Source organism: Kitasatospora sp. NPDC058444, assembly GCF_042721415.1.
In the GTDB taxonomy this organism is placed as follows: domain Bacteria; phylum Actinomycetota; class Actinomycetes; order Streptomycetales; family Streptomycetaceae; genus Kitasatospora.
In genome coordinates, this window is sequence record NZ_JBHXLL010000030.1 from 44,887 (window position 1) to 70,019 (window position 25,133).

Annotated in this window: 24 protein-coding genes, 3 tRNA genes and 1 pseudogene; 18 read left to right on the forward strand and 10 right to left on the reverse strand. The window is 74.1% G+C overall.

Features of this window, described 5'->3' with window-relative positions; translation table 11 throughout:
• From ACFWP2_RS27165 to ACFWP2_RS27190, 6 genes and pseudogenes are all read right to left on the reverse strand, one after another.
• Positions 1-399, reverse strand: a pseudogene (locus tag ACFWP2_RS27165) (hypothetical protein); the annotation flags it as partial.
• Entirely contained in the window at positions 396-1,670 is a 1,275-nt protein-coding gene (locus ACFWP2_RS27170) for an SPFH domain-containing protein (RefSeq protein ID WP_380456059.1), read from the reverse strand. The gene ACFWP2_RS27170 and the pseudogene ACFWP2_RS27165, both read right to left, overlap by 4 nt.
• A gap of 193 nt (positions 1,671-1,863) precedes the next feature.
• The gene (locus tag ACFWP2_RS27175) at positions 1,864-5,040 is read right to left on the reverse strand and encodes an Ig-like domain-containing protein (protein ID WP_380456063.1); all 3,177 of its coding nucleotides are present in this window, start codon (positions 5,038-5,040) and stop codon (positions 1,864-1,866) included.
• 352 nt (positions 5,041-5,392) lie between these two features.
• Positions 5,393-5,468: transfer RNA gene (locus ACFWP2_RS27180), tRNA-Arg, on the reverse strand.
• 31 nt (positions 5,469-5,499) lie between these two features.
• Positions 5,500-5,575: transfer RNA gene (locus ACFWP2_RS27185), tRNA-Arg, on the reverse strand.
• 266 nt (positions 5,576-5,841) lie between these two features.
• Positions 5,842-5,935: transfer RNA gene (locus tag ACFWP2_RS27190), tRNA-Ser, on the reverse strand.
• A 177-nt stretch (positions 5,936-6,112) separates the two neighbouring features.
• On the opposite strand from ACFWP2_RS27190, the gene ACFWP2_RS27195 reads away from it, so the two are divergent.
• Positions 6,113-9,634, forward strand: coding sequence for a PAS domain-containing protein (locus tag ACFWP2_RS27195; RefSeq protein WP_380456067.1), 3,522 nt, complete (start codon positions 6,113-6,115; stop codon positions 9,632-9,634).
• 82 nt (positions 9,635-9,716) lie between these two features.
• On the opposite strand, the gene ACFWP2_RS27200 is transcribed toward ACFWP2_RS27195, so the two are convergent.
• The 4 genes from ACFWP2_RS27200 to ACFWP2_RS27215 all read right to left on the reverse strand — a co-directional run bounded on the left by ACFWP2_RS27200 (position 9,717) and on the right by ACFWP2_RS27215 (position 14,002).
• Positions 9,717-11,378, reverse strand: a complete 1,662-nt coding sequence (locus ACFWP2_RS27200; protein WP_380456070.1) for a long-chain fatty acid--CoA ligase — start codon at positions 11,376-11,378, stop codon at positions 9,717-9,719.
• A 137-nt stretch (positions 11,379-11,515) separates the two neighbouring features.
• Positions 11,516-13,132: a recombinase family protein gene (locus ACFWP2_RS27205; RefSeq protein WP_380456073.1), complete on the reverse strand. Its 1,617-nt coding sequence runs from the start codon at positions 13,130-13,132 to the stop codon at positions 11,516-11,518.
• The gene (locus tag ACFWP2_RS27210) at positions 13,129-13,524 is read right to left on the reverse strand and encodes a hypothetical protein (RefSeq protein WP_380456076.1); all 396 of its coding nucleotides are present in this window, start codon (positions 13,522-13,524) and stop codon (positions 13,129-13,131) included. The genes ACFWP2_RS27205 and ACFWP2_RS27210 overlap by 4 nt, the downstream gene beginning before the upstream one ends.
• A 28-nt stretch (positions 13,525-13,552) precedes the next feature.
• Positions 13,553-14,002, reverse strand: a complete 450-nt coding sequence (locus tag ACFWP2_RS27215) for an XRE family transcriptional regulator (RefSeq protein ID WP_380456079.1) — start codon at positions 14,000-14,002, stop codon at positions 13,553-13,555.
• Between the two features lie 243 nt (positions 14,003-14,245).
• Here ACFWP2_RS27215 and ACFWP2_RS27220 point away from each other — a divergent pair, with 243 nt between their 5' ends.
• The 17 genes from ACFWP2_RS27220 (at position 14,246) to ACFWP2_RS27300 (ending at position 25,119) form a co-directional block, all read left to right on the forward strand.
• Positions 14,246-14,455 (forward strand): helix-turn-helix domain-containing protein, encoded by a 210-nt coding sequence (locus ACFWP2_RS27220; protein ID WP_380456082.1) that lies wholly within the window; start codon positions 14,246-14,248, stop codon positions 14,453-14,455.
• On the forward strand, positions 14,452-14,661 hold the full coding sequence (locus ACFWP2_RS27225; protein WP_380456085.1) for a hypothetical protein: 210 nt from the start codon (positions 14,452-14,454) through the stop codon (positions 14,659-14,661). Before ACFWP2_RS27220 ends, ACFWP2_RS27225 begins: the two co-directional genes overlap by 4 nt.
• A gap of 10 nt (positions 14,662-14,671) precedes the next feature.
• Entirely contained in the window at positions 14,672-15,139 is a 468-nt protein-coding gene (locus ACFWP2_RS27230) for a hypothetical protein (RefSeq protein ID WP_380456088.1), read from the forward strand.
• Complete coding sequence (locus ACFWP2_RS27235) at positions 15,136-15,303, forward strand: hypothetical protein (RefSeq protein ID WP_380456091.1); 168 nt, start codon at positions 15,136-15,138, stop codon at positions 15,301-15,303. The genes ACFWP2_RS27230 and ACFWP2_RS27235 overlap by 4 nt, the downstream gene beginning before the upstream one ends.
• A complete protein-coding gene (locus tag ACFWP2_RS27240) occupies positions 15,300-15,491 on the forward strand; it encodes a hypothetical protein (protein WP_380456094.1) in 192 nt (63 codons plus the stop codon). Before ACFWP2_RS27235 ends, ACFWP2_RS27240 begins: the two co-directional genes overlap by 4 nt.
• A gap of 148 nt (positions 15,492-15,639) precedes the next feature.
• Positions 15,640-16,464: a helix-turn-helix domain-containing protein gene (locus tag ACFWP2_RS27245; RefSeq protein ID WP_380456097.1), complete on the forward strand. Its 825-nt coding sequence runs from the start codon at positions 15,640-15,642 to the stop codon at positions 16,462-16,464.
• Positions 16,461-17,138, forward strand: a complete 678-nt coding sequence (locus ACFWP2_RS27250) for a hypothetical protein (RefSeq protein ID WP_380456099.1) — start codon at positions 16,461-16,463, stop codon at positions 17,136-17,138. Before ACFWP2_RS27245 ends, ACFWP2_RS27250 begins: the two co-directional genes overlap by 4 nt.
• Positions 17,135-17,560, forward strand: coding sequence for a hypothetical protein (locus ACFWP2_RS27255; protein WP_380456102.1), 426 nt, complete (start codon positions 17,135-17,137; stop codon positions 17,558-17,560). Before ACFWP2_RS27250 ends, ACFWP2_RS27255 begins: the two co-directional genes overlap by 4 nt.
• 77 nt (positions 17,561-17,637) lie before the next feature.
• Entirely contained in the window at positions 17,638-17,856 is a 219-nt protein-coding gene (locus ACFWP2_RS27260) for a hypothetical protein (RefSeq protein ID WP_380456104.1), read from the forward strand.
• The gene (locus ACFWP2_RS27265; protein ID WP_380456106.1) at positions 17,853-18,314 is read left to right on the forward strand and encodes a hypothetical protein; all 462 of its coding nucleotides are present in this window, start codon (positions 17,853-17,855) and stop codon (positions 18,312-18,314) included. The genes ACFWP2_RS27260 and ACFWP2_RS27265 overlap by 4 nt, the downstream gene beginning before the upstream one ends.
• Before the next feature lie 86 nt (positions 18,315-18,400).
• A complete protein-coding gene (locus tag ACFWP2_RS27270) occupies positions 18,401-19,237 on the forward strand; it encodes a hypothetical protein (RefSeq protein ID WP_380456109.1) in 837 nt (278 codons plus the stop codon).
• A 161-nt stretch (positions 19,238-19,398) separates the two neighbouring features.
• A complete protein-coding gene (locus tag ACFWP2_RS27275; RefSeq protein WP_380456112.1) occupies positions 19,399-20,691 on the forward strand; it encodes a hypothetical protein in 1,293 nt (430 codons plus the stop codon).
• Between the two features lie 118 nt (positions 20,692-20,809).
• Positions 20,810-21,022, forward strand: coding sequence for a hypothetical protein (locus ACFWP2_RS27280; RefSeq protein WP_380456115.1), 213 nt, complete (start codon positions 20,810-20,812; stop codon positions 21,020-21,022).
• A 148-nt stretch (positions 21,023-21,170) separates the two neighbouring features.
• A complete protein-coding gene (locus ACFWP2_RS27285) occupies positions 21,171-21,740 on the forward strand; it encodes a hypothetical protein (protein ID WP_380456117.1) in 570 nt (189 codons plus the stop codon).
• Positions 21,741-21,875: 135 nt separating this feature from the next.
• On the forward strand, positions 21,876-22,391 hold the full coding sequence (locus tag ACFWP2_RS27290) for a helix-turn-helix domain-containing protein (protein WP_380456119.1): 516 nt from the start codon (positions 21,876-21,878) through the stop codon (positions 22,389-22,391).
• A 3-nt stretch (positions 22,392-22,394) separates the two neighbouring features.
• Complete coding sequence (locus ACFWP2_RS27295) at positions 22,395-23,666, forward strand: PBSX family phage terminase large subunit (RefSeq protein WP_380456121.1); 1,272 nt, start codon at positions 22,395-22,397, stop codon at positions 23,664-23,666.
• Positions 23,667-23,697: 31 nt separating this feature from the next.
• Positions 23,698-25,119, forward strand: coding sequence for a phage capsid protein (locus ACFWP2_RS27300; protein ID WP_380456123.1), 1,422 nt, complete (start codon positions 23,698-23,700; stop codon positions 25,117-25,119).
• Positions 25,120-25,133 lie beyond the last annotated feature (14 nt).

Here is a 25,133-nt window from a genome sequence, read left to right on the forward strand (position 1 = left end):
GGACGTCCCGGTGCGGCTCGCGTAGACGTCGTGGTGGCTGGTCCAGCGCCACTCGCCGCTGCCGTTCTTGAACCAGTACTTCGACCCGTCCCAGCCCTGCTTCCCCGCCGCGGCGTGCGCGGATCCGGCGCCGGCCGTCAGGCCGACGACGCCGGCGCCCGCCAGCACGGTGGTGGCCAGACAGGTGCTCCGCACGGCCCGGTGTATTCGGCCGCCGCCGGCCGCCGCCGCGGAGCCGGCGGGGCGCGGCCGGACGGCGCAGTTCGGGCAGCCGCAGCCCGCGATCGCGGGGATGCTGCCCAGGCGCTCCTCGAAACCGATCAGACCGGGATCGCCGTCGGGGCCGCCTGAGCCGGTGGTGACGGCGGGTTCGGCGTACGCGCCGGTGGCTATCCTCATGCGGGTCGTCCTTCCTTCCGCCCGGCACGGGCGGCCGGGGACGGTACCGAGGCGGCCACTCCGGCCGGGGCGACGAACGCGACCAGCAGCTGCTCCATCAGCGCGCTGCGGGCGGACTCGTCCAGTTCGTGCGCGGTCGCCCGCTCCAGCCGGCGGACGGCGAGCGCCGCCGCCTCCACCGCGTCGTCCACCAGCACCGTGCGCAGGCCCGCGTCCAGGTCGGCCAGCCGGCGCCGGCGCATCGACTCGGCCACCTCGGGCGCGTAGTCCAGGGCCAGCGGCTGCACCGAGTAGACCTCCAGGCCGGCCGGGACGACCTCGGCGGCCAGCGCCCTGGTCATCTCGTCGGCGAACCACTGCCCGTCGCGCAGCGCGGGACCGGGGGCCGCGTTGCTGTCGCAGGGGAGGGTGGACGCGGTGCGGGTGAGCACCGCCTGGACCTGCTCGCGCAGGTAGCCCTCGTGGTCCTCGATCGCCAGCAGCGCCCGCGCGGTGTCCTTGACCCGCCAGACGATCAGCAGCCGGACCACGATCGGCGTGCCGGTGCGGTCCACCACCTTGACCGGCTCGCTGCGCCAGTGCCGCAGCCGCACGTCCACCCGCCGGCGGCGCAGCAGCGGGTTGACCCAGACCAGGCCGGTCCGGCGGACGGTGCCCCGGTAGCGGCCCCAGCGGGTCAGCACCCGGGTCTCGCCGCCCGCGTTGGCCAGCAGCCCGGCGAGCGCGACCACCACCAGCAGGCCGGCCGCGGCCGCCGCGCCGATCCACCGGGCGTCCACCTCCACCTGGCCGCTCTCCCGGGCGGCGGTGCCGCGCAGGTCGGGCAGCGCGTCCCAGTACGGGATGACGCCGGTGCGCAGCAGCACGAACAGCACGCCGGCCACGCCGGTCAGCACGGCCAGCAGGGCGATCCAGCCGGGCAGCGCGGCGGCGCGCTGCTCGCGCAGCGCCTGGTCGGCGCGCGGCGGGCGCCGGGAGGTGGTGGCGGTCGGGGCGTCGGCCGCCGTGGGGTCCGGCAGTTCGACGGTCTCCGGGGCGGCGGTCTCCACCGGGTCGCGCAGGTCCGCCGGGTCGACGTGTGCCGGGCTCGGGACGACGGCCAGCGGGGTGGTCGCCGGCCCGCTGTCGGCGGGGCCGCCCGGCTTGACGGTCCGGACGGTGGTGGCCCTGGCCAGCGGACTGGAACCGAAGGCGGAACGTTCCGGCAGTGCCGGCGGAAGCGCCTTGGGCAGGTTGTCGGGTCGCTGCGAAGAATCGCGGGTGACGTCCATGCACGGATCCTCTGGGTCGGTGTGTCGCGCAACGGGCGGCCCGGATCTGACGGGCAGTGCCAGGGTCAGGCTAAGTTCATACGTCATCAAATGCGACATTTGACCGAGGTGTGTCGACATTTACTGACGAATCATCCAAAGCCGACCTGACGCGCAGGCACATGAGCGGACGGTCAGGACAGTTCGGCGCTGGTCAGCGCCGAGAAGCACCGGCCCTGCGGGCGACCACCCGACGGGTGATCAGTCCGAGACCGGTGAGCACCAGCAGGACTCCGGCGAGTCCGCCGCGCCAGCCGGCCTCCCCGGGCCGCCCGGACGCGTTCCGCACCGCCTCCGCCGGCGGAGCCGCCAACGGCCGGGCCGCACCCTGGACGGACTCGGCGGACTCGGCGGACTCGGCGGGCGCGGCGGGCGCGGCGGGCGCGGCGGCCTGGGCCGCGTCGGCGGGCCCGGCGGATCCGGCCGGCGAGGACGGGGACTTCCCCGCGGGGACGGCGGCCGGCGAGGTGCCGACACCGGTGGCCGGGGCCGGGGAGGAGGTGACGGTCGCGGTGGTCGAAGGGATCGGGGGAGCGGACCTGGTGGAAGCGACGGACCCGCTGGTCACCTGGGCCGTCGCCAGGGTCGAAGCGATCGGACGCGCCTTCGGAGCCCCCGACGCCGCCGCCGACGGACCGGCCGCCGCCGAGGCCGTCGTCACCGGATCCACCGTCATCGTCCGGGCTCCGGCGGGCGGACCCGCGATCGGGTCCGCCGCGACGGACCGACTCGCCGAGGCCACCGCCGAACGGAGAGCGCTCGGGCGCGGTTCGGCGGGCTTCGACGGCTCCGCCAGCGAACTGGGCGCCACCGGGCTCGGCGGCGCCGGACTGGGGGCCGCGTGGCTCGCCGCGGGGCTCGCCGCCGGACCGGACGCCGTCGACGGCGTCGACGCCGTCGGACTGGACTGGGCCGTGGCCGGCCGTGTCGGGCTCCCGGCCACCGGGCTCGACAGCCCCGAGGCCGCAGCCGAGGCGGTCGAACCGACGGCCGGCGGGCTCTGCACCACCGGGCCCGGCACCGCCGGCCCCTGCGGCACAGGGCCGGGCACCGCCGGACTCTGCGCCACCGCCGGACTCTGCGGCACCGAGCTCGGCGGCACCGCGCCTGGCGGCACCGGGCTCGGCACCGTCGGATCAGGCACCGCCCCCGCGGTGGCGACCCGCACCGGCACCGGTTCCGCCGAGACCACGTTCCCCGCCGGGTCCGTCGCCGTGACGAGCAGCCACTGGTCCCCGTCCGCCAGGTCCCGGTTGGCCGTGCAGCTCCAGCTCCCGTCGAACGCCGCCGTGGCACCGCACAGCACCGTCCGCCGTTCCGCCTCCGAGTCCGCCCCGCCCTGCACCGTGACCAGCACGTTCGAGCCCGGGCCCGCCCGGCCGGCCAGCTTCGGCCGGCTGCCCCGCACCGTCTCCCCCGGGGCCGGCGAGACCAGCACCGGCCGCTCCGGCAGGCCGGTGTCGACGACCAGCTCCACCGCCGGCCCGGGCGTCCGGTTCCCCGTCACGTCGACCGCGACCGGGCTGAGCAGGTGCTTCCCCTCCGTCAGGTTCTCGACCGGCAGGCAGGACCACCGGCCGTCCGCCGGCACCCCGATGATGCACAGGTCGTCGCCCGAGGCCTGGTCGACCACCCAGACGGTGCTGCCCGCCTCGCCGGTGCCGGTGAGCCGGAGCCCCGGGTCGTTGGTGTACGCGGGGACGGTGAGCGCGGGGGTGCCCGGCGGCACGGTCTTCACGCTGACCCTGACCGGCTCGCCGCGCAGCACCACGCCGCCGCTGGTGGTCTCCACCGGGGTGAGGGCGTGCGGACCGGCGGCCAGCGCGCTGCCGGGGCGGCAGGACCAGTCGCCGCCCTGCCGGACCACGGCCTCGCAGAGCGGGGTGTCGCCCTCCCGGACCTCCACCGTGGCACCGGACACCGCACCCCCGCCGCTGATCCGCGGGCGGGCGTCGGCGAGGACGGCGCCCTCGACCGGCTCGGCGATCTCGGGCCGGGCGGCGCCGACGGTCAGCGCGATCCGCTGGTCGGAGACCTGTCCGGAGTCGGCGAACCCGCCGGAGGAGACGAGCTGCCCGGCGTCGCGGCCGATCCGCAGCCGGGCCCAGGTCTCGCCCGAGGCCGCACCGGACGGGACGGTCCACTCCAGGGTGGCGGTGGCGGCGCCGGGCGGGACCTCGGTCTGCACCCGCTCGGCGGGGTCGAACCTGCCGGTGTGGCCGAAGTCGATCCAGCCGGCCAGGGTCGCGGGCTGGTCGCCGACCGCGACCGGGACGGTGAGCCGGTAGTAGCGGCCGATCGCGGCCTCGGCGGGGAAGGCGATCGACGGGTCGGCGCCCTGGTACTCGGCGCGGCCGGGCCGGGGCATGGACTGCGGGTCGGCGAACGGGCTGCGCCGGCCCGCCCCGTGGTCGAGCCGGACCAGCGGCCCGCTGCCCGGGGCCTCGACGGCACGGCCGCGGTCGGCGCCGCGCGCCCCGCCGGCCGCGTCGGAGCCCTGGGCCGCGCCGGAGCCCTGGAACCTGTCGGCGCCCTGGGCCGCGCCGGAGCCCAGGAAGAGGTCGGAGACCACGTGCGAGGCGTTGCCGTAGTCCTGCGGGGCGGTGCCGAGGCCCTCGTCGACGGTGACGGTGTAGGCCTGGTGCAGGACGGGCGGGGCGGTGGTGCTGCCGGCCCGGGCGACGGAGCGCTGCTCGACCCGGAACACCGCGGTGCGGACCGTCCCGGCCAGCTCCAGCGAGCCCTCCGCCGCGGAGCCGGGATCGCCGTCGGTGGCTCCGTCCGGGCTCGCGGGGGCGAGGGCGTTGCCGTCGAGCGTCCAGCCGGGCCAGTCGGTGCGGTCGACCAGGACGGGGGCGGCCGGCGAGCCGCCGGTGAGGGTCAGTCGGGTCGCCGTGCTGGTGGTGCCGGAGTCCCCGGTGGCGAGCGCGGCCAGACCGCTGAGGTGCAGCCGGGGATTGCGGACCGGCCGGGAGAAGTCCAGCCGGAGCGTTCCCACGGTGCGCCAGGAGCCGTCCGCCTGCGGACGGTCGGGGGTGATGCCGAAGGTCTGCGCGGGATCTCCCGCCCGCATGCCGTCGGTATAGCGGACGGCGGGGCGCCCCGCATCGGAGCGGTCCGCGAGTTCGCCCGGCTCGGCGGTGACGCCCGTGCCGGGGGCGGCGTCGAAATCGAACCGGACCGAGAGTCCGGAGGGCAGCACCGCCCGGTGCTCGGCGGACCAGGCGTCGGGGGACTGCCGGGCCATCGAGAGCGGGGCGTTCCACATGGTCAGCAGCCCGGTCGCGAGGACGGCCAGGGCGCCGGCCGTACGGGAAAACTGTCGGCTCATCCGGCTCTCCTTCGCGGTCGGCTGCCGGGGTGGTGGGCAGGCTGCACAGATCCGACAAAAAGGAACCACGGCCCTGAGCCGGGCATACTGCGACACCTGTGCTTTTGGCCGAGTCCCACCCGATCGGCGGTCATCCGGGCGGCAGGACGGGATGTACCCGAAACAGCTGCATTTCATCCATTAGGCGGCAATCGACACCACCCGAACGGACGCGGGATCGGGACGTCCGGACCCATCCGGGAGACTCCGGCCCCCGGGACGGCACCATCCACCGGAGAGCCCTGTTCGCATCACGTCCCGGGCACCCCGGGAAATGCGAGAAGCCCCCGGCCGGTGGCCGGGGGCTTCTCGATGGTGCGCTCAGCAGGATTCGAACCTGCAACCTCTTGATCCGTAGTCAAGTGCTCTATCCGTTGAGCTATGAGCGCAAGGAACGGGCGAACCCGATCTTGCGGAGATTGGTGCGCTCAGCAGGATTCGAACCTGCAACCTCTTGATCCGTAGTCAAGTGCTCTATCCGTTGAGCTATGAGCGCTCGCCCTGGTGAACGTTGTCTCCGGGGCGTTGCGGGGACAACATTACATGACCTGCGGCGTAGGACGAAATCGGTTGATCCGGGCCCCCGCCGGGCCGCTGCCGACCCCCTCCGACCCCTCCGGGCCGCTGCCGACCCCCTCCGACCCCTCCGGCGACGTCCGCCCCGCCTTCCGCTCCCGCCCGGCGGCCCGGCGGCCCGGCCCGAACCGTGCCCGGGAACGCGAAGAGCCCCCGTCGACGAGATCGTCGACGGGGGCTCCCGACTGGCGGAGGCTGAGGGATTTGAACCCTCGATCAGGAATAACCCCGAAACCGCATTAGCAGTGCGGCGCCATAGACCGGACTAGGCGAAGCCTCCCCACATGGAGCGTACCCGCGCGAGCGGAGCCGTTCCGTGTGTCAGTGATGATGCCACAACCGTGGGGCTCGGCACCAACCACCGCCAACGTTACTAGGCGGGTCGACCCCGCCGCAAAGAAGAATGAGATACTGCCGTCTCCGAAGGAGCTGCCCCGAGCCGAGGAGACCTGTCGACGTGAGCAGCAGGCCGATCCGAGGCGCTGCTCGCCTCGCCGCCATACTCGACGCCCTGCCCGACGCGTTGCTGCTGGTGAACAGCAACGGCACCGTCGTGGACGCCAACAGCGCGGCGGTCCAGGCGTTGCAGGCGCCGGGCACCTCACTGGTCGGCATGGGCGTGCTGGGTCTGCTGCCCGAGTTCGACCCCAGCCGCATCCCCGGCTCGATGCGCCCGGCCACCCGCGACGACGAGGCCCTCGACCGCCCGGTCCGGATGACCGCCCACCGCACCGACGGCACCACCTTCCCGGTCGAGGTCTCCGGCAACGACTTCGCCGACGACGGCGACGGCCGCGGCTACGCGCGCTCCCCGTACGACTCGTACCGCGAGAACTCGCCCTCCTCCTCCGACCTGCTCCTGCTGCTGGTCCGGGACCTCTCCGGCCGGCTCGGCGTCGAGGCCGAGCTGCGCCGCCAGCACAAGCAGACCGAGATGATCCTGCGCGCCGCCGCCGAGGGCGTGCTCGGCGTGGACCTCGAAGGCCGCTGCGTGCTGGTCAACCCGGCCGCCGCGCACATCCTGGAGTACCGGGCGAGCGAGCTGGGCGGGCGCGAACTGCACCCGCTGATCCAGCACTCCCGGGCCGACGGCACCCCGCTGGCGCTGGAGGAGTCGGCGCTGCTGGACACCCTGACCTCCGGACGCAAGCACCGGGTGCGCGGCACCGTGCTGTGGCGCAAGGACGGCCGCCCGGTCACCGTCGACCTCACCACCGCTCCGGTCCGGGACGGCGACCAGCTGGTCGGCGCGGTGATGACCTTCACCGACCGCAGCCGCGAACTCGCCCTGGTCGCCCGCAACGAGCACCTCACCGCCGTCCTGGAGAGCGAGCTGGGCGGCGCGCTGAACGCGCTGAACCAGCGGCTCGACGCGCTCGCCGCCGACCCGGCCGGCCAGCTCTGGCCGGAGGCCAACTGGACGCTGCGCCGGCTGGCCGCCGAGTGCCGCCGGTTCGGGAAGCTGATCGACGGGGTGCTCGACCACCAACGCTGCGAGGCCGGCGAGGGCGCCGACGGCGAGGCCAAGGACGGCAGGGACGCCAAGGACGGCAAGGAGCCCAAGGCCGGCAAGGACGGCAAGGACGGGCGGAAGGCCGCGCCCCGGGTGCCGGTCGGCCTGGACAAGGTAGTCCGCCGGGCCGTCGAGGAGGCCGGCGAACTGGTCGGACCCGGCCGGGTGCGGTTCTCGGTGCACACCGCCGCGGTCGAGGTGATCGCCGACGAGCGGCGGCTGGCCCAGGCGCTGGCCCACCTGGTCGCCGACGTCAGCGGCATCGGGCTGGCCCTGGAAACCCCTGACGCCCCCTCCCCCGGACTGGCCGTGCCCGGGCTGAACGGCACCGCCGCACCCGCGCAGCCGCCCGCGCCCGAGCCGCCGACCGTCGTGCTGGCCGCCGCCCAGCGCGGCGAGGTCGCCCGGGTCGAGATCCGCGGCCCCGGCGTCGGCGGCAGCCCCGTCCACCTGCCGATAGCCCGCGCGGTGGTCGAGCGCCACGGCGGCGTGCTCCAGCCGCACGAGCTGCCCGGCAAGGCCGGCACCACGTACGTCGTCGAGCTGCCGCTGGACCCGGCCGCCGCGAAGGCGGCCGCTGAACGCGCCGCCGCAGAGGGCCGCTCCGACCGGCCCAAGGAGACCGACAGCGCCGTCCTGCCCGAACTTCCGGGCATCCCGCAGCTGCCCAGCAGCGGCGAGACCGCCGAGCCCGCTGCGGCCGGCGACCAGCCCGGCGCCGAGGCCCCCGAAGCGCCCGCCGCGGAGCGGACCCCGGCCGAGGAGCCGCCCGCCGAGCGGCGCGGCCGCCGTGGCCGCCCGGCCGCCGAGACCCCGGAGTCCGGCACCCCCGGCGCCCCCGGCATCCCCGGCACTCCTGGCACCCCCGGCACCCCGGATGTTCCGGCCGACCAGTGGCCGAACGCCCCTGCCCGGGTCGAGCGGGCCGTCCCCGAGCAGTGGAACGGCACCGGCAACGACCCGGTGTACGGCCGCCAGGGCCTGCCCGGGCCGGACGGCGCCCAGAGCGACCCGTGGGGCAAGGACGACGGCCGTTCCGGCCCCGCCTACGCCGTGCCCGTCGAGGGCCACCGCGCGGCGTCGAACCGCCCCGCCGGGCGCGAACCGCTCGCCCTCGGTCCGGCCCCCACGCCCGCCACCCCGGATGGCACCCCGCCCGCCGACGCCCCGGCGGCCGAGGCCGCCCAGGAGCAGGCCCCGGGCGAGACCAAGCACCGGCGCCGCCGCGCGCTGCCCTCCACCGAGGAGTCCTCCGGCGGCTTCGCCCTTCCCGGAACGGCCGACACCCCGGTCTACCCCGGCCTGGAGCACGCCCTGCCGGCCGGCCCCGCGCCCGCGCTGCCCGAACCGGCCGCCGCCGCGCCGACCGGACGCCGCCGCCGACTGGCCGTCCCTCCCGGCCCCGGCCCGGACGCCCTGGTGAACGCCTCCGGTCCGGCGGGCCAGGTCGGCCAGGTCGGCCAGGCGCAGCCCTCCCCCGGCACCGCGCTGGCGCCCGCCCGCGCCGCACTGCCCGCCGCCGAGGAGCCCGCCGGCCCGCGCCCGGTCGGCACCGGCCTGGGCGAACTCGCCCCGCCTCGCCAGCTCGGCCCCGCACCGCTGCCGGCCGCCGCGCCGCAGCCGCCCGTACCGGCCGAGGCCGCCCGGACCGCGCCGCGCCCGATGGCCGAACTCCCGCCCGCCGACGAGCGGCCCGCCGCCGAGCAGCCGCCCGCCACCGCCGGCGAGCTGGCCAACACCCGTCGGCTGCTGGTCTGGCCCGAGCCCGACCCGGCCACCAAGCAGGCCCTCCAGGCGCGCGGCTACCTGCCGGTGATCGTCCGCTCCCGCGAGGAGGTGGACGCCCAGGTCCCCGGCTTCCCCGCCGCCCTCTTCGTCGACCCGCTGACCGGCCCGATCACCCGCACCGCACTCCAGTCGCTGCGCACCGCGGCGCTCAACCGCCGGGTCCCGGTGCTGGTCACCGCCGGCCTCGGCCAGGCCACCCGGGACGCCGCGTACGGGGCCGACCCGGCCGTCCTGCTGCGCGCCCTCGCACCGCGCGACGGCGAGCACCACGCCCCGCGGGTCCTGCTGGTCGAGGGCGACCCGGACATCGCCGCCGCCATGATCAGCAGCCTGGAGCGGCGCGGCATGCACGTCGAACACGCGGTGGACGAGAACGACGCGGTGGCCCGGGCCAGCAGCGTCCAGCCCAACCTGGTGGTGATGGACCTGCTGCAGATCCGCCGCCGGCGGGTCGGCCTGCTGGACTGGCTGCGCGCCAACGACCGGCTGCACCGCACCCCGCTGGTCGTCTACACCTCCGTGGACCTCGACCCGCGCGAACTGCCCCGGCTGCGCACCGGCGAGACCGTGCTGTTCCTCGCCGAACGCTCGACCAGCGAGGACGTCCAGTCGCGGATCGTCGACCTGCTCGGGCGGATCGGCACGATGGGCGAGGCGGGCGTCGCCGCCGCGGGCTGACCCCGTCGCGGACCGGCTCTCCGGTACGCACGCGCAAGGGCCGGCCCCGTTCCGTACGGGGGCGGCCGGCCCTCTCACGCGGTCACTCCTTGCCGAGCACCGTGACGTCCAGCTCCTGCGCCGCGTAGCCGGCCCGGATCACCTTCTTGTCGAACTTGCCGACCGAGGTCTTCGGCACCGACTCCACGATCGACCAGCGCTCCGGCAGCTGCCAGGAGGCGATCCGCTCGCCCAGGAAGGCCCGCAGCTCCTTCAGGCCGACGGTCGCGCCCGGGCGCAGCACCACGGTGGCCAGCGGGCGCTCGCCCCACTTCTCGTCCGGGACGGCGACCACGGCGGCCTCGGCCACGTCGGGGTGGGCCATCAGCGCGTTCTCCAGCTCGACCGAGGAGATCCACTCGCCGCCGGACTTGATGACGTCCTTGGCCCGGTCGGTGAGGGTCAGGTAGCCGTCGGCGGTGATCGTGCCGACGTCGCCGGTGCGCAGCCAGCCGTCCTCGGAGAACTTGTCGTCCGGGCGGACCGGGTCCTGGTCCGCCCCGCCGTAGTACGCGCCGGCGATCCACGGGCCGCGCACCTCCAACTCGCCCGCCGAGACGCCGTCGTGCGGCATCCGCTCGCCGCCCGGGCCGATCAGCCGGGCCTCGACGGAGGCCGGGAAGACGCCCTGGGTGATCCGGTACGGCCACTCCTGCTCGGGGGTGAGGCCGCCCGGCGGCTGGGCGAAGGAGCCGAGCGGGGAGGTCTCGGTCATGCCCCAGGCGTGCAGCACCCGGATGCCGTGGCGCTCCTGGTAGGCCTCCATCAGCGACGGCGGGCAGGCGCTCCCGCCGATGACCACCATGCGCAGGCTGGAGGTGTCGTAGTCACCCGCGTCGAGTTCGTCCAGCAGACCGGCCCAGATGGTGGGGACGGCGGCGCTGACGGTCGGGCGGACGGCGGCGATCATCTCGGCCATCGGCTTGGGCTGGAGGAAACGGTCCGGCATGAGCAGGTTGGCGCCGGACATGAAGGCCGCGTGCGGGATGCCCCACGCCTGGACGTGGAACATCGGCACCACCGGCAGCGCGGTGTCGCGCGGGGTGAAGGCGAAGTTGTCGCCGGTGTTGACCTGGAGGCAGTGCAGGTAGACCGAGCGGTGGCTGTAGAGCACGCCCTTCGGGTCCCCGGTGGTGCCGGAGGTGTAGCAGAGCACGGCGGCCCGGCGCTCGTCGATGTCGCGCTGCCACGGGTACTCGGTGGGCCGCCCGGCGATCAGCTCCTCGTAGTCGTGCACGCCGCCCGCGAAGCCGGCCAGCACCGAGCGGTCGCCGGGGCCGCTCACCACGATGTGCTTGAGGGTCGGCGCGAGGTCCGGGAGCACGGCGGCGAGCAGCGGCAGGACGGAGCCGTTGACGACGATCACGCGGTCGGCGGCGTGGTTGATGATGAACGACAGCTGCTGGGAGGGCAGTCGCAGGTTCAGCGTGTGCAGCACGGACCCCATCGAGGGGACGGCGAGGTACGCCTCCAGGTGCTCGGTGTTGTTCCACATCAACGTTCCTATAACACTCGCATCGGTGCACCCGAGCTCGTCGCGCAGCGCGTGCGCAAGCTGTGCGGCGCGAGCGCCCACCTCTGCGTAGGTCCGGACTACCGGGCCGGTGCCGTCCCACGTGGTCACGGTCGACCGGCCGTGGATCGTGGACCCGTGCTCAAGGATTCGAGCGACGGTGAGCGGAACGTCTTGCATCGTGCTGTACACGGGTCCTCCTTGACCGGCCGGCAGGCGCCGAGATCACTACTAGCTAGTAGCTCGATCCCATGGCCTGATTCTGGCGCGCCGTGGCGGCACTGTCAGCAGGCCGGGCCCGAATGAGACCCGTTTCTCTGTTTCGCCCGCTACGCGGCGAGATCGTGCGTAACCGTGCCGTCCGGGGCCGCGGCCCACGGGTCCGGAAGCCAGATCGGATGCACCTCGACAACGACCTCATCCGCAGACTTTCGGACGAGCGCAACTCGCCGTACAAGCTTTCGGATGATCGCGTTGCGCTCGGCGACGAGCAGCGTGTCCCACTCGGCCATCAGACCAACGACCATGGGGCGGAAGTCGCTGAACGTCGGCTGTTCCACGACCACGGCAGTCCGTTCCAGCTCGCGCGTGTTCTTCTCCCGAGCCTTCTTGAGGTCCGCGACTGCTAGATCGTAAACGTCGTCCGGGTAGTTCTCAGGGTTCATGTTCTTGTCGACCGCAATGCGGGTGAGTGCCGCTGTCAGCCGCTTGCCTTCCCTTTCGAGTTCCGCACGCCGATCGCTTGCGCGCTTGCGCGCGACTTCCGATTCCCTCGCGCGGCGAACCTGCGACTCTGGCGATTCGTCAATTCCCTTGGCGTGCTTACCAAGGAACTCCATCACCTCTCCCTCAACTATCGGCCGCATCAGGTAAACGCCCTTGCAGGCATGCCCCGCAGACTTCGCCCGACGTCCGCACCGGTAGGCCCATCCCGGAATGGATATCTTCTTGCGCGTAGCAGAGTTGAGCGTGCAGCCGAGGCGGCATCCACCACACGCCATGGTGCCGGTCAGCATGTAGATGCCGTCTCGCGAACGCGGCGTCGTCTCCTTGACGAGCTTCCGTCGCTCGACGTACTGCTGCCAGATTTCCGGGCCGATGAGCTCCTCGTGTGCACCCTCGATGAACTGGTAATTCGGGCAACTCCCGTTCGTCTTGCGCCCGTTGCACTGGCACTTCGGGTCATGCACGCGGAGCAGGCCGGCCGCGAAGCCTGAGTCCATGTACCGCTTGACCGTCTCCGCCGACCACAGTGCCCCCCGAGTGCTGCGGTACCCAAGGGAGTTGAGCCAACCGGCGAGCTTGGTGAACCCCTTGCCGGCCACGTACCGCAGGTACAGCTCGACGACGTCGGGGCCCACGTCGACGTCTGGCTCGTAGCGTTCCTGTTGGAGCTGCTCAGTCTTGGGGTTGTACCGGCGGTGCCAGATGTACCCGAAGCGCGGACGGCCGGTTGCAGGCAGGCCGGCCGCCCGACGCAGTGCGTGTGTTTCGCTCCACTGCTCGCCCGCCCGGTCGCTCTCGTAGGCGGAGAACTCGAAGATGATGCCGCGGTAGAGCCGCCCGATTGCGGTTCGGGCATCGATGGGCTCCGTGGCGGAGACCAGTTCTCCGCCGGTGTTCTCAACTCGCTTCAGGTTGACGGCCACGCCGTCGCGGGTCCGGCCGAAACGTGAGAACTTCCAGACCGCAATGCCTACGGCCTCTTTGCGTTCAACGGCCTCGATGCCCTGCATGATCTTGCGCTTGAAGTTGCGGCCGGTTGCGTCGAGATCGGTGATCCACCGAACGATGCGCTTCCGGTGCCGGCGGGCCCAATCAAGGATTGCGGCCTGCTGGATCTCGGGGGAGATCTTCTCCTCTTTCCACGTCGATACGCGGATGTACCCGATGAATGGTTCGAGATCGTTCTCGATGAACGTCTCTGCGGCGACGAGCGGCGTCAACGTGCCGCCCTCCCTCCCTGGTTTGCGCCGCGGGTCGGTGGTGCGTCTGTGACCCGCGGCAGGTACACGACGTTGTCGGCCGGCTCATGCGTGCCCGGCCGGGGATCGGATGGCTGAGGTGGGGTCAGTAGCCCTTGGGCAATGTGTTCGAGCGCCAAGCGGTACCCGTCGTTGTGGATCTCGGCCCGCTCGTCCTCGCGCAGTTCGGTTGCGCGCTTCTGCTGAGTGATGATGACGGCCGGCAGCGCGAGCAGCATGAGCCCGAGTCCGACCCATGCAATGTCGCGGTTCTCGCCTGGCAAGCACAGTGCAACGCCCGCCAGCAGCATCCCGGCAGCCTTAACTGCCAGGGCCCCCACGGCTCCCATCGTCCATCGCTGGCGCTCGAACACGCCTTCCCCCTCGTTCACACGTTCTCTTCTACGGCTCCATGCGGCGCACCTCCTGTTGGCGGTGCATCGCTTCCTGCTCCTGCATCGTCCGGACCATCGAGACGAACAGCGCGACGGCGGTTTCGCTCTGGATGCCCAGTTCTGCGGCGGCGTCCTGTGGGGTCATGCGCGGGCCGTCCGGCTGCGGGTTCGTTGCTCTGCCGATCGCATCGGCAGTGACGATTCCGGCCCGGACCATGAGCTCGCTTAGCTCCACGCGCAGTACGGGAGCGATCTTCGCGAGCAGCGCGGCCTCGTACTTGCCGCGCCCGGCCAAGAGGCGCGAGACCGATGATGCGGAGATACCGGCGTCAGCTGCGAACTTGGTCCGCCCGCCACCGCGGGCGCCGAGGTCATACCCAAGGTCGCGAAGGCGCCTGTCTAGCCACTGGGGGAAGTGGTCTTCCGCCTCGGGGGTGGCGTTGGTGCGTTGCTGCATGCGTGAAATCTACCGCGCTCGGCAGGTACGCGGCGAACCGGTGGCCTGTTTTCACGCATGAAAAGTTCCTGTTCAGACGGTGCGCGATCCATCCCTGCAGCTTAGACGCTGTGCTCGAACATGCATCCGATTATGTGCGGCGCGCCACACGGTGGCCTAAACCTCCTTCCATGACAGAAAGATCCCTGTTAGCTTCCAGATGCGGCAGATCATCTACCGCTTGTGACAGATAGGGGGTCCGTCATGTCGTACAGGCACGAGCAACTCGTCGCCGCGGCGCGAGCTGCAGGTGACCACACCGACTCAGACATTGCAGACCGGTTGAAGGTTGCACGAACCACGGCATGGCGTCTTCGCACGGGCAAGACCACGCCCGGGGCCTCGACCCTTGCCAAGATCGAGCAGGCTTACGGGCTCACGGCCGCCGCCCTGCTCCGGACGGAGGCCGCATGAATGAGGCCCCGATCAGCCGAGAGCAGGCGTACGCCGCGGCTCGGCTCATCCTCGACACGGCGCGCGCACGCCGCGACGCGCTGCCCATCCGGGCCGCCGCCCAGGCCGCAGCCACTCCCGACCGCTCCGCCGACGAGATCGAGCTGATTCTGCGTCGCCTGCACGCGCGAGCAGGCTCGACGCTGCCGGCCCGGATTGCGGCCTGAGAGGTGCCCGATGATCCGCGCTGAACTTCACCCGGACGGGTACACCGTCCGCCTGGACGTCACGGACGGCGCCGAGTGCCTGCTCGACCGGGTCGCGCTCGCCTACGCGGCCGACGAGCAGCTCGTCGGCGAGCTGCTGCGCGAGCTCGCCGCGGCCGCCGCCCACCACCGCACCCGGAAGACCGACCCCCGCGGCGACGACGTCGCCCTCGACTGGTCCGGCGCCGCGCTGGATGCGTCCCGGGCCCGGGCTCGGGCGGGGGTGCGCCGCGCGCTGCTGCGGTGGGCCCACCGGCGCCGCCCGGCCGGGGTGCTCCGGCGCCGCCGGGCCGCGCTCGTCGACGAGCTTCCGCGCGACGGCCTGCTCGCCGCCGACCTGTCCTACCGCGCCGCGGCCGAGCTCGGCCGACAGCTGCAGCAGCTCGCCGAGCACACGGTCGCCGGGCGACACCTACTCGAACTGGAGTCCGGTTCATGACCGGGCGGTGGTGGTTGGCCGCCGCCAGCAGCGCGCCGGACGTCGACCAGGTCCGCGACCTGTGGCGCGCGGCGCGGGCGGCGGGTGAGCCGCGGTGGTACCTCTCTCTGATCGCGCGCATCGGCCGGCAGGCCGCCGCCGGGACGTCGAGGGGCCGCTCGTGAGCCGCCGGCGGCCGGCCGTCGAGGGACGGATCGAGCGTCCGGTGCAGCTCGCCCTCGACGGCAGCGCGCAGCCGTACCCGACCACCCCGCCGCCGGTGCGCCGGCGGCCGCGGCGCCGGCCGGTGGTCGAGGACGTCGTCGACCCGGTGCCCGGGCAGCTCGACGCGCTCGACACCGACGGCTCGTGAGCCCGTTCTGCGGCGCCGGCCCGGGCCCCTGTGGTCGGCCGGCCCGCCCGTACCCGTGTGGGCCGCGCTGCGCCGCCCACTCCCCCGCCGCCATCTCCGGCCGCACCGATCCACCGTCCACGCCCAACACCCAAGGGAGGGAACACCGTTGAGCCATCTTGCCCGTGAGTGGGTGTGGGAGTGCTCGGACACGCGCGGCACGGCCCGCCTGGTCCTGCTCGCCCTGGCCGAGCGCGCCGGCGAGTCCTGCGTCGCGTTCGGCTCGACCCGCGCCCTGTCCGAGCGCGTCAACTCCTCCGAGCGAGCCGTGAGCGACGCGATCAAGGCCGCGATCCGGCTCGGCGAGCTGCAACTCGTCGAGGGGCGGCGCGGCCCCTACGGCGCGCGCGTCTACCGCCTGCCCAAGGCCGTCGGCTGGACCCCCGGCACGCCCACCGAGGGGGGTGAAGATTCTTCCGCTCCCGCCGATGGGGGGTGCGAGAACTGCACCCCTGGGGGTGCAGATTCTTCGGGGCGGGGGTGCAGTTCCTGCGGGGCCACCCCCGAAGATTCTGCCCCCCAGAACCAGAGGGAACGAGAAGTAACGGGAGGGAACCAGAGGAGCACGCGCCCGCGCGCGGGCTCTGCGCCTGTGGGTGGTGCTGTTGCGGTCTCTCTGCCTGCCGACTGGCAGCCCGACGACGAACTGCTCGGCTGGGCCGCGGTCGCCGGCCACCTGCAGCGGCTCGGCCCCGACGGCCTCGACCACGCCACGGCGAAGTGGGCGCGGCACCGGGCGACTGCGCCCGCGCGGACCCCCGCGCAGTGGCGCGCCGACTGGCAGCAGTGGATCAGCCGGGAACGCCCGACGAGCCGGCCGCCGTTGCGGGCCGTGCCCGGGGGCGCCTCCCGCCCCTCACAGCCGGCCAACCGGAACGCCGCGCTGTTGCAGGCCGCGCTTGACGACCTGCAGGCCCGCGGGGGTGCCCGATGAACCCCGCCGAGGTGGCCGCGCTGCTCGCCTACGCCGGCGAACTCGACCCCCGCACCGCCAACGCCGACGCCGAGGAAGCCGCGGCGCAGCTGCGCCGGTGGTGCGAGCTGCTGCAGGACGTGCCGGCCGTCGCCGTCGAAGGGTGGGACGCGTCCGCGGTCGTGCGCCGACACATCGCGTCGTCGCCATGGCCGATCATCGCGGCGGACGTCGCCCGGCCGTGGGCTGCGCACCGCCGGGCCCTGCTCGCCCGGCACACCGACCCCCGCCCGGCCGTCGACCCCGACGACGACCGCGCCTACCGGGACGCGATCCGGGAGCAGCGCGCAGCGGTGGCGACGGGGCAGGCCGCGCCGAACAGCACGCGGCAGCTGACCGGCGGGCCGGCCGCTTCGGTGGCCGCCCGGATCGGCCGGGCGTTGCCCGCGGCCGCCGCCGAGCAGCTCGCCGAGTACCGGCCGGTGCGGGCGGCGCGGGAGGCCGCGGCCGCCGCCGGGCGCCCGGATGCGCTGGCCGTCGGGTGCGACTGGTGCCACGCGCCGGCCGGTGAGCCGTGCCGGCGGCGCACCCTCGCGCCCGGCGCACAGGCCGGTACCTGGTCGAGGCGCCGGACCGTCCACCCGACCCGCACCGACAAGGCCGCCGCCGGCCGCCGACAGGAGAGTGCCGCATGAGGTCCCGCCACCGCCCCGGCGCCCGCCACCCGATCCCGACCGCCGCCTACCGGCTCACCGCCACGTGGCCGGGCCGCGACCAACGGCCGGCCCTGTTCGAGACGTCCGACCGCGCTGCCTTCCGGCGGGTGGCGCGCACGCACGCCGCCGCCGGCGCCGTCGTGCTCTGCGAGGAGTCCCTCGGGTACGGCCGGTGGCGCGTGGTCGACCGCCTCGACGGGCCGGCCCTGCTGCGGGCGCAGCGTGAGGCCGAGCTCGCCGCCCGCCGGGTCGAGGCCGAGCAGCTCGCCGAGCGGCGCCGCGAGGAGCAGCGGGCCGTCGAGCTCGCCGCCGTCGAGGCCCTCATGGTGCAGCCACCGATCCCCCGTGACGGCGGCCGCCCGCGGGCCCGAACTGTCGCTCGCGGTAAGGGAATTCGATGATCCTTCCGCCGCGACCGGTCGATGCGCCCCCCATGCGCGCGGGTGTCCGCACCTGCCCTTCCGAAAGGTCACTACCCGTGTCCGTCCTGCCCTCCCGCTACCTCGTGCACGAGACCCGCGCCGAGCGTGCCCTGCCCTTCCCCGTGTCCCTGCCCGTCGTCGCCGAGCTGCTCGACACGGTGCGCGCCGAGCTGCGCGCCGCCGGCCGTCCCGCGTCGGACGCCGAACTGTTCCTCGACCCCATCGAGGGCCGGCTCGTCGTCGCCTACGTCCTCGACCCGCGGGACATCCCGTGAGCGCGGCCCCCGCCGACCGGGCGGACGTCGAGCAGCTGCTGCACCTGGTCGACCGTGCCGCGCGTGGCGCCCTGCCGCCCGGTGAGGCCGAGCTGCTGCGCGAGGGGATCGGCGAACTCGCCCGCTACCGGGAGTGGTGCGCCGAGTGGAGCAGCCGACACCTGCGACTGCGCCGCACCGCCCGGCAGCGCCTGCTCGCCCTGCGCCGCGCGCTGGCCCGGGCGCAGCGCGGCCGGCTCGTCGAGGCCGAGCTCGCCCGCCTGCAGGCCCGCCTCGACGCCGCGGCGCAGCCGGCCGTCGTCGAGCAGGCCGAGTACGAGCAGCTGCTCGCCGCCGAGCTGCTCGGCGGGTGGGCACTCGCCCGTGGCCGCGCCGCCGTCGAGCTCGCCGCGGCCGGCCTGCAGGTCGCCCCCGGCCCCCGCTCCGCCGCCGCGCCCGCCGGCCGACCGGCCACCTAGACCGGGCCCGGGCGCCCCCGTACCACGACAGAGGGGCGCCCGGCCCCACCAACTCACCACCGCACCAACCGACTTGGGAGCGCAACGTGTACCCGTCCACCCGCATCCGTCACGCGGTAGAGCAACTGCGCACCGTGCGCGCACACTGGGGGGCGCTGCTCGTCGCGATCGAGACCGCGCCGGCCCCCGCGTGGCCGCCCGCCCAGCTGTCCACCCACCTCGCCCGGCAGGCCGCCGACGACGTCGAGCTGCTCGTCGACGACCGGGTGCCGCTCACCCTTCGCCAGCACCCCGCCCCCGCCAACCTGCACGCCCTCGACGCCGCGGTGCGCGTCGAGCGGCTCGTGTTCGACACCGCCGACACGCTCGCCGCCGCGGTGCAGCGCCCGATCGAGCGCCGGCCCATCTCCACCCCCGGCCGGCCGGTCGTGTGGGCCCTCGACGAGGCGGACGCGGGCGACCCGCGCCGGTGGCACTACGCGAGCCCGACTGACCCCGGGAGCCGCCGGCACGGCCTGCACTGGGCCGCGCTCTACGTCGAGGGGCGCCTGCTCGACGAGGACACCGAGCCGGAGCAGCGGGCCGGCGCCCACACCCGAGGGCCGGCCCTGTTCGGTCTGCTGCCCGAGCAGCGCGCGCACGAGGTGGTGCGCGTTGCCGGGCAGGCCGAGCGCCTCGTGCTCGGCGCGCTCGGCCTCGACCGCAGCGAGACCCCGGTCGAGGGCCGGCCCTGCCCGTGGTGCGGCGGCGAGCTCACCCTGCACACCGACCCGCGCACCGCCCCGAGCGTCACCTGCTCCACCGGCCGCACCTGCCCCGCCCCCGTCGACCTCGACCGCCGCGGCCGGCGCGCGTGGCATGCGGCCGAGCTCGTCGAGCTGCTCGCCGCCCTCGACCGCCCCGCCACCGGCCGGGCTGCGTGACCCCGGGGGCACGCCCCCGACGGCGGGCCCGGGCTGCTGCCCGGGCCCGCTTTCGTCGCCCCCTTGCCACGATGGACTGTAATCATTACAGTAACCATTACTGCAGCGATTGCAGGGCCGGCCGCTACCCGGCGCCCCACCACCACCAGGGAGAGCACCCCATGCGCTACGCAACCACCCAGCCCGGTGCGGAAGTTCTGCACATTCAGAACGAGAGCGTCACCCGCACCTACTGCAAGCGGACCGCGCTGCACGTCGTCCACCCAGAGACCGCGAACAAGGGGCTGTCCACCGGCGCCCTGCGCGTGTGCAAGAACTGCGACCGCATGCTCGGCGACCGCCGGCGCGCCGCTCGGTCGCTCGCCGATCAGCCCCTGCTCAACCCCCCGGCCGCCCCCGCCCGCAAGCGCCCGGCCGTCGAGCCGACCCTCTTCGACACCCCGACCACGCCCGCGCCGGCCGCCGCCGAGCAGGCGCCCGCCAAGCCGCGCCGTCGTCGACTGGCGCAGCCGGCCGCCCTGCCGGTGGCCGCCAACGCGTTCGAGCAGGCCGTGCTCGGCGTGCACGAGCAGCGCCCGGACCGGTACGCCCTGCAGGTCTGCGAGGACCCGCGCAGCGTCTGCGAGCGCGGCGCCTGCAGCCTGCACTCGACCCGCGCCGTTGGCCGCCTCGACGAGGTGCGCCTCGCCGGTGGCATGTTCCGCCACGCGTGGGCCGCCGCCGAGGACGGGACCCGCATCCCGATCACCGGTCAGCCCGTGCCCGCGGCGGCCGAGCAGGCGCCCGTCGAGGCCCTGCCCGACGGCCCCATGCGCGTCCGGGTGCGGATGGGTATCCCGCGGGCCGAGCTCGACCGGATCAAGGCGCAGGCGGACGCCGCCCGCGCGAAGTTCGAGGCGGAGTCCGCCGCGCGGCGCGCCGCGGAGTGGGCGAAGTACGGCCCGAAGGACGAGGCGCAGCAGGCGCCCGTCGAGGGCACGGTCGTCCTACACCGTGGGGAGGCCCTCGGGGAGGCCCGCGGGTGCCTGCCCAAGCACGCGGACCACCCGGACGTGCGGGCCGCGCTCGACGTCCTCACCAACCACGGCAAGCGGCAGACGCTGCGGCTGGCGGCACTCCGGGGCGACGACGTCGAGGACAACCCGCACGCCGCCGGCGTCGTGGTCGAGCCGCGCGGGGGCGGCCGGGTCGCGCTGTACTGGTACATCGACGGCAAGCACCGCGACGACCAGGGCGAACCGTGGCGGGTGTCGCTGGAGATTCTCCGCGACCGCATGGCGGCCGGCGGGTGGCTGATCGAGGCCGGCACCGTCTACGCCGTGATGGCATGGCGGCCGGACGAGCAGCCCGTCGTCGAGGAGCCGGAGGAGATCGAGCAGGCGCCGCGGTGCCGCGACTGCTCCGGCCGCGGGTGCCACTGGTGCTACTGGACCGGCGAGAACCACCTCAGCTAGGGCCGCGCGCGACCGCCGGCGCCACGGTGCGCCGGCGGATCGGCGAGAGTAGGCAGTGACAGCACGCCGGCCGGTCGAGCAGCAGCTCGGCCGGCCCCACGGAAGGAAGCCGGAGCCGATGCCCGAGCAGGCCGCGCCCCAGTTCAGCTACGAGGACGCCGAGCGCATCCGGCGCGAGTCGGAGCAGCTCGACGAGCAGCTCGCCCGGATCATCGGGGAGGCCCGGGACGCGGGCCGGTCGGCGGCGCAGATCGCGCGCGATCTCCGCTACACCGAAGGCCGGATCTACCAGATTCTCCGCAATCTCCGCACCGCGGCCGAGCAGGCGTGACCGCAGGTCGGCCGGCGCCGCTACAACGCCGACCGACCCCGCGGCCCCAAGGGGCCGCACACCCGACAGAGAGCACCTGTCAGGGGCGCCACCTACCCTACGGCGGTAGGGCCCGGCGCCCGCACCGAGCGCTAGGGAGGCGCCCACCATGACCGAGAAGCCCGACCCCGTCGTCTACGTCAAACGACCGGCCGGGGCACCGATGACCGAGCAGGAGCAGCGGGCCAGCGCCCGCACCTTCGCCGAGAAGCTTGGCGCACTGCTCGACGACCACGACGCCGAGACGGCACTCGCCCGGCTGCGCACGGCACGGGAGCACGCCGCGGCGGGCCGCCCGATCGAGGGGCATCTCGCCGCCCTGGTGATCGAGGCGGCCGTCGACGGCCGCCTGCCCGCCCGGGTGATCGCGGCCGAGCTGGACGTCGCCGAGGACCGGGTGCGCGCGGTGATCGACGGGCACATGCTGTTCGCGTACCGGGTCGACCTGCAAACCGCGGACGGGTGGGATAAGGCGGACTACTCCGAGCTCGTACCCGTCGAGATCGTCGACGCTGACCCGGAGCGCAACGCGCAGCGGTTCGCCGAGGCGACCGTCGAGGAGGTGCTCGCGGACTACGCCGCGGACGAGGACGTGACGGCCGCGCGCGTGCTGGTCTGGCCCGGCCGCCCCGGGCGCGACGCGGACGCCGCCGCGGTCGTCGAGCGGACCCGCAGCTAACCCCTTGCGCCGTTATCGATCTGTGACCTAGAGTTGGAGGCGCTTCCGGCGTGCCCGGAAGCGAACTCCAGACCAGCGGCCCGCCACCATCCCCCCGGTGGCGGGCCGTTCTGCGTGCCCGGGAGGTGATGCCCCGTGCGCGAGCCCATCACCGACCAGGACCGCGAGCAAGTGCGCCGCCTGCACGCCGACGGCCTGTCCCGCAACGCCATCGCGCAGGCCATCGGGCGCAGCAGCTCGACCGTGTCGAAGATCGCCGGCGAGGAAGGGCTCGCCTTCACGGGCGGCGCCCGGACGGCCGCGGCTACCGCGGCCCGGCAGGAAGACCTCGCGGCCCTGCGTCGGGACCTGACGGCCCGGTTGTACCGGCGGGCCGCGGCGAACTTGGACCGGGTCGAGGCCGGCGAGTATGTACGGGTCGAGGTGCTGCCGACCGGCGACACAGTCGACGTCGTCACCGAGCACCCGCCGGCGCAGGACGAGCGCCACCACTCGCAGGCCATCGGCTCCTATCTGACCAGCGCGGCCCGGCTCGCAGAGATCGACGCCGGCACGTCCGGCCACGAGGTCCGTTCGATGCTCGGTGATCTCGCCCGGGGCCTGCGTGCCGCCTTCGCCGACGAGGACGAGGCAGCCGCCGGCGGGGGGTGAGCCATGTCCGCCCCCGCCACCGATCTCCCCCTCTCCCGCAAGCAACTGCGGTCGGTCGCCCGGGCCACCGCCCGCATCAACGTGTGGCACGGCGCGGTGCGCTCCGGCAAGACCGTGGCGAGCCTTCTCGCCCTACTTCTGGCGATTGCAGAGGCGCCGCCGTCCGGCCTGATCATCATCTGCGGCAGGTCACTGCAGACGATCGAACGTAACTGCCTTGAACCGTTGAGCGATCCGGCGCTGTTCGGGCCGGTCGCTGGGCAGGTGCGCCACACCCGCGGCGCCACCACCGCCGTCATCCTCGGGCGCACCGTGCATCTGATCGGCGCGGCGGATTCCCGGGCCGAGGGCCGGCTGCGCGGGCTCACGGCCTACTTGGCGTATGTCGACGAGGCAACGCTGATTCCCGAACCGTTCTGGGTGCAGTTGCTCGCACGACTCAGCGTGGACGGCGCGCGCGTGCTGGCCACCACCAACCCCGACAGCCCGCGGCATTGGCTCAAGGTCGGATACCTCGACCGGGCGGCCGAACTCGACTTGCGCGCTTGGCACTTCGGGCTGCACGACAACCCCTCGTTGCCACCGGCCTACGTCCGGTCGCTGAATGCGGAATATGTCGGCTTGTGGCGCAAACGGATGATCGACGGCGCGTGGGTGATCGCTGAGGGATCGATTTACGACTGCTGGGACGAGCAGCAGCACGTCGTCGACGAGCTGCCGCCCATGGTCCGGTACTGGCTCGGCGTGGACTACGGCACGTCGAATGCCTTCGCCGCGATCCTGCTCGGGTTGGGCGAGGACGGCCGGCTGTACGCGTGCGCGGAGTGGCGATACGACAGTCGACAGAAGCGCCGGCAGATGACCGATGCCCAGTACAGCGCGGCCCTTCGTGGCTGGCTGGCCGGGCTCGGCGTCGACCCCGAGTGGACGTTCGTCGACCCCTCCGCCGCTTCCTTCCTCGCGCAGCTCTGGGAGGACGGGCACCCCGGAGTCGCCCGGGCCAAGAACGAAGTTGTGGACGGCATCCGGTCGACGTCGACCGCGCTCGCGGCCGGTCTGCTGCTCGTGCACCGCTCGTGCGAGGGCCTGCGCGCCGAGCTGCCGGGGTACGTCTGGGACCCGGCCGCAACCGCCGCCGGCGAAGACCGCCCGCTCAAGGTGGCCGATCACAGCTGTGACGCACTGCGGTACGTCGTGCACTCCACCGCCGCCGAGTGGCGCCACCTGGTCCCCGATCTGCTGGTGGAGGAGGTGAGCCCCGATGCCGCTTCCTGAGCCCAACTCTGTTTGGCCGCCTCGCCGTTGGGTGCCCGAGCTCGCCGAGATCGCGATCGATGACGCGTGGTACTCGGGCGACCCGAAGCGGCTCGCCGCGGTCTACCAGGGGCAGACCCGTCGGCGCGACGGCCGGCGCCGCCTGTGGGGGCGCGACCGAGCGTCCACCCCCGACCGGCGCGAGTCCCGCCTGCACATCCCCATGCCGGCCGACGTCGCCCGCCGCTCCGCCGGCCTGCTGATGGGCGAGCCCCCGCGGGTGACCGTCACCGACACCGCCCTACAGGCCCGCCTCGACGAGTTGCTCGGACCGCGCGCCGAGCGGACCCTGCTGGAGGCCGCCGAAGTGTCCGCCGCGCTCGGCGGGGTCTACCTGGTGGCCGCGTGGGACGCCGAGATCGGCCCCCGCCCGCTGCTCACCACCGTGCACCACGACGCCGCCCTGCCCGAGGTCCGATACGGGCACCTGGTCGCCTTGACGTGCTGGGAGGAACTGGAGCGACGCGGCTCGACCGTGCTGCGCCGGCTGGAGAGGCACGAGCGCGGCCGGATCGAGCACGCCCTCTACGAAGGCACCACCGACAACATCGGCCGCCGCGTGCCCCTCACGGACCACCCGACCACGGCCGCGGTCGTCGACAGTCTCGGCCCGTCCGGCGCGATTGAGACCGGCATCCCCGCTCTCACCGCGGCCTACTGGCCCAACATCGGCCCCAACCGTAGCCACCGCGGGTCACCGCTCGGCCGATCCGACCTGCAGGGCCCGGCACGCGACATGTGCGACGCGCTCGACGAGGTGTGGTCGAGCTGGATGCGCGACATCCGGCTCGCCCGCGCCCGCCTCATCGTCCCCGCCGGCTACCTGCGCAACCGCGGCCCCGGCCAAGGCGCAGCGTTCGACGACGACCAGGAAGTCTGGTCGACGCTGGACATCCCGCCGACCGACACGGGCGCCGGCATCACCATGAGCCAGTTCGCCATCCGGGTGGCCGAGCACAAGTCGACGTCCGACGCGCTCGTGCGACAGATCGTCGAGGCCGCCGGCTACAGCCCGAGCACGTTCGGGCTCGACGGCGGTCCACCGGTCACCGCGACGGAGACCCTGGCCCGCGGACACGACAGCATGGTGACCCGCAGGACGAAGATCGGCTACGCGGCCCCGGCCGTCGCCGACATCGTCGAGGCGCTGCTGCAGCTCGACCGCGCGCTCGGCTGGTCCCGCCTCGCCCCGGAACGGCCAGTCGTCGTCTTCGGGGCGGCGGTCGCCCCGGATGCCCAGACACAGGCGCAGACCCTCTCCCTGCTGGGCCAGGCACAGGCCGTCAGCACCGAGACCAAGGTCCGCATGGTCAACCCGGAGTGGGATGCCGATGCGGTCGCCGCCGAGGTGGCCCGCATCCACATGGAGACAGGGCAGGCCGTGCCCGACCCGGCGCCCAGCTTCGGCGGGTAGATGGTCGAGGGGGT

Bases quoted from the DNA above. Each gene is read 5' to 3' on its own strand.
- ACFWP2_RS27250 (WP_380456099.1), top strand. From the start codon at position 16,461: ATGAACCCCGCCGAGGTGGCCGCGCTGCTCGCCTACGCCGGCGAACTC.
- ACFWP2_RS27170 (WP_380456059.1), bottom strand. From the start codon at position 1,670: ATGGACGTCACCCGCGATTCTTCGCAGCGACCCGACAACCTGCCCAAG.
- ACFWP2_RS27295 (WP_380456121.1), top strand. From the start codon at position 22,395: ATGTCCGCCCCCGCCACCGATCTCCCCCTCTCCCGCAAGCAACTGCGG.
- ACFWP2_RS27220 (WP_380456082.1), top strand. From the start codon at position 14,246: ATGTCGTACAGGCACGAGCAACTCGTCGCCGCGGCGCGAGCTGCAGGT.
- ACFWP2_RS27255 (WP_380456102.1), top strand. From the start codon at position 17,135: ATGAGGTCCCGCCACCGCCCCGGCGCCCGCCACCCGATCCCGACCGCC.
- ACFWP2_RS27235 (WP_380456091.1), top strand. From the start codon at position 15,136: ATGACCGGGCGGTGGTGGTTGGCCGCCGCCAGCAGCGCGCCGGACGTC.
- ACFWP2_RS27285 (WP_380456117.1), top strand. From the start codon at position 21,171: ATGACCGAGAAGCCCGACCCCGTCGTCTACGTCAAACGACCGGCCGGG.
- ACFWP2_RS27275 (WP_380456112.1), top strand. From the start codon at position 19,399: ATGCGCTACGCAACCACCCAGCCCGGTGCGGAAGTTCTGCACATTCAG.
- ACFWP2_RS27230 (WP_380456088.1), top strand. From the start codon at position 14,672: ATGATCCGCGCTGAACTTCACCCGGACGGGTACACCGTCCGCCTGGAC.
- ACFWP2_RS27225 (WP_380456085.1), top strand. From the start codon at position 14,452: ATGAATGAGGCCCCGATCAGCCGAGAGCAGGCGTACGCCGCGGCTCGG.
- ACFWP2_RS27280 (WP_380456115.1), top strand. From the start codon at position 20,810: ATGCCCGAGCAGGCCGCGCCCCAGTTCAGCTACGAGGACGCCGAGCGC.
- ACFWP2_RS27175 (WP_380456063.1), bottom strand. From the start codon at position 5,040: ATGAGCCGACAGTTTTCCCGTACGGCCGGCGCCCTGGCCGTCCTCGCG.
- ACFWP2_RS27215 (WP_380456079.1), bottom strand. From the start codon at position 14,002: ATGCAGCAACGCACCAACGCCACCCCCGAGGCGGAAGACCACTTCCCC.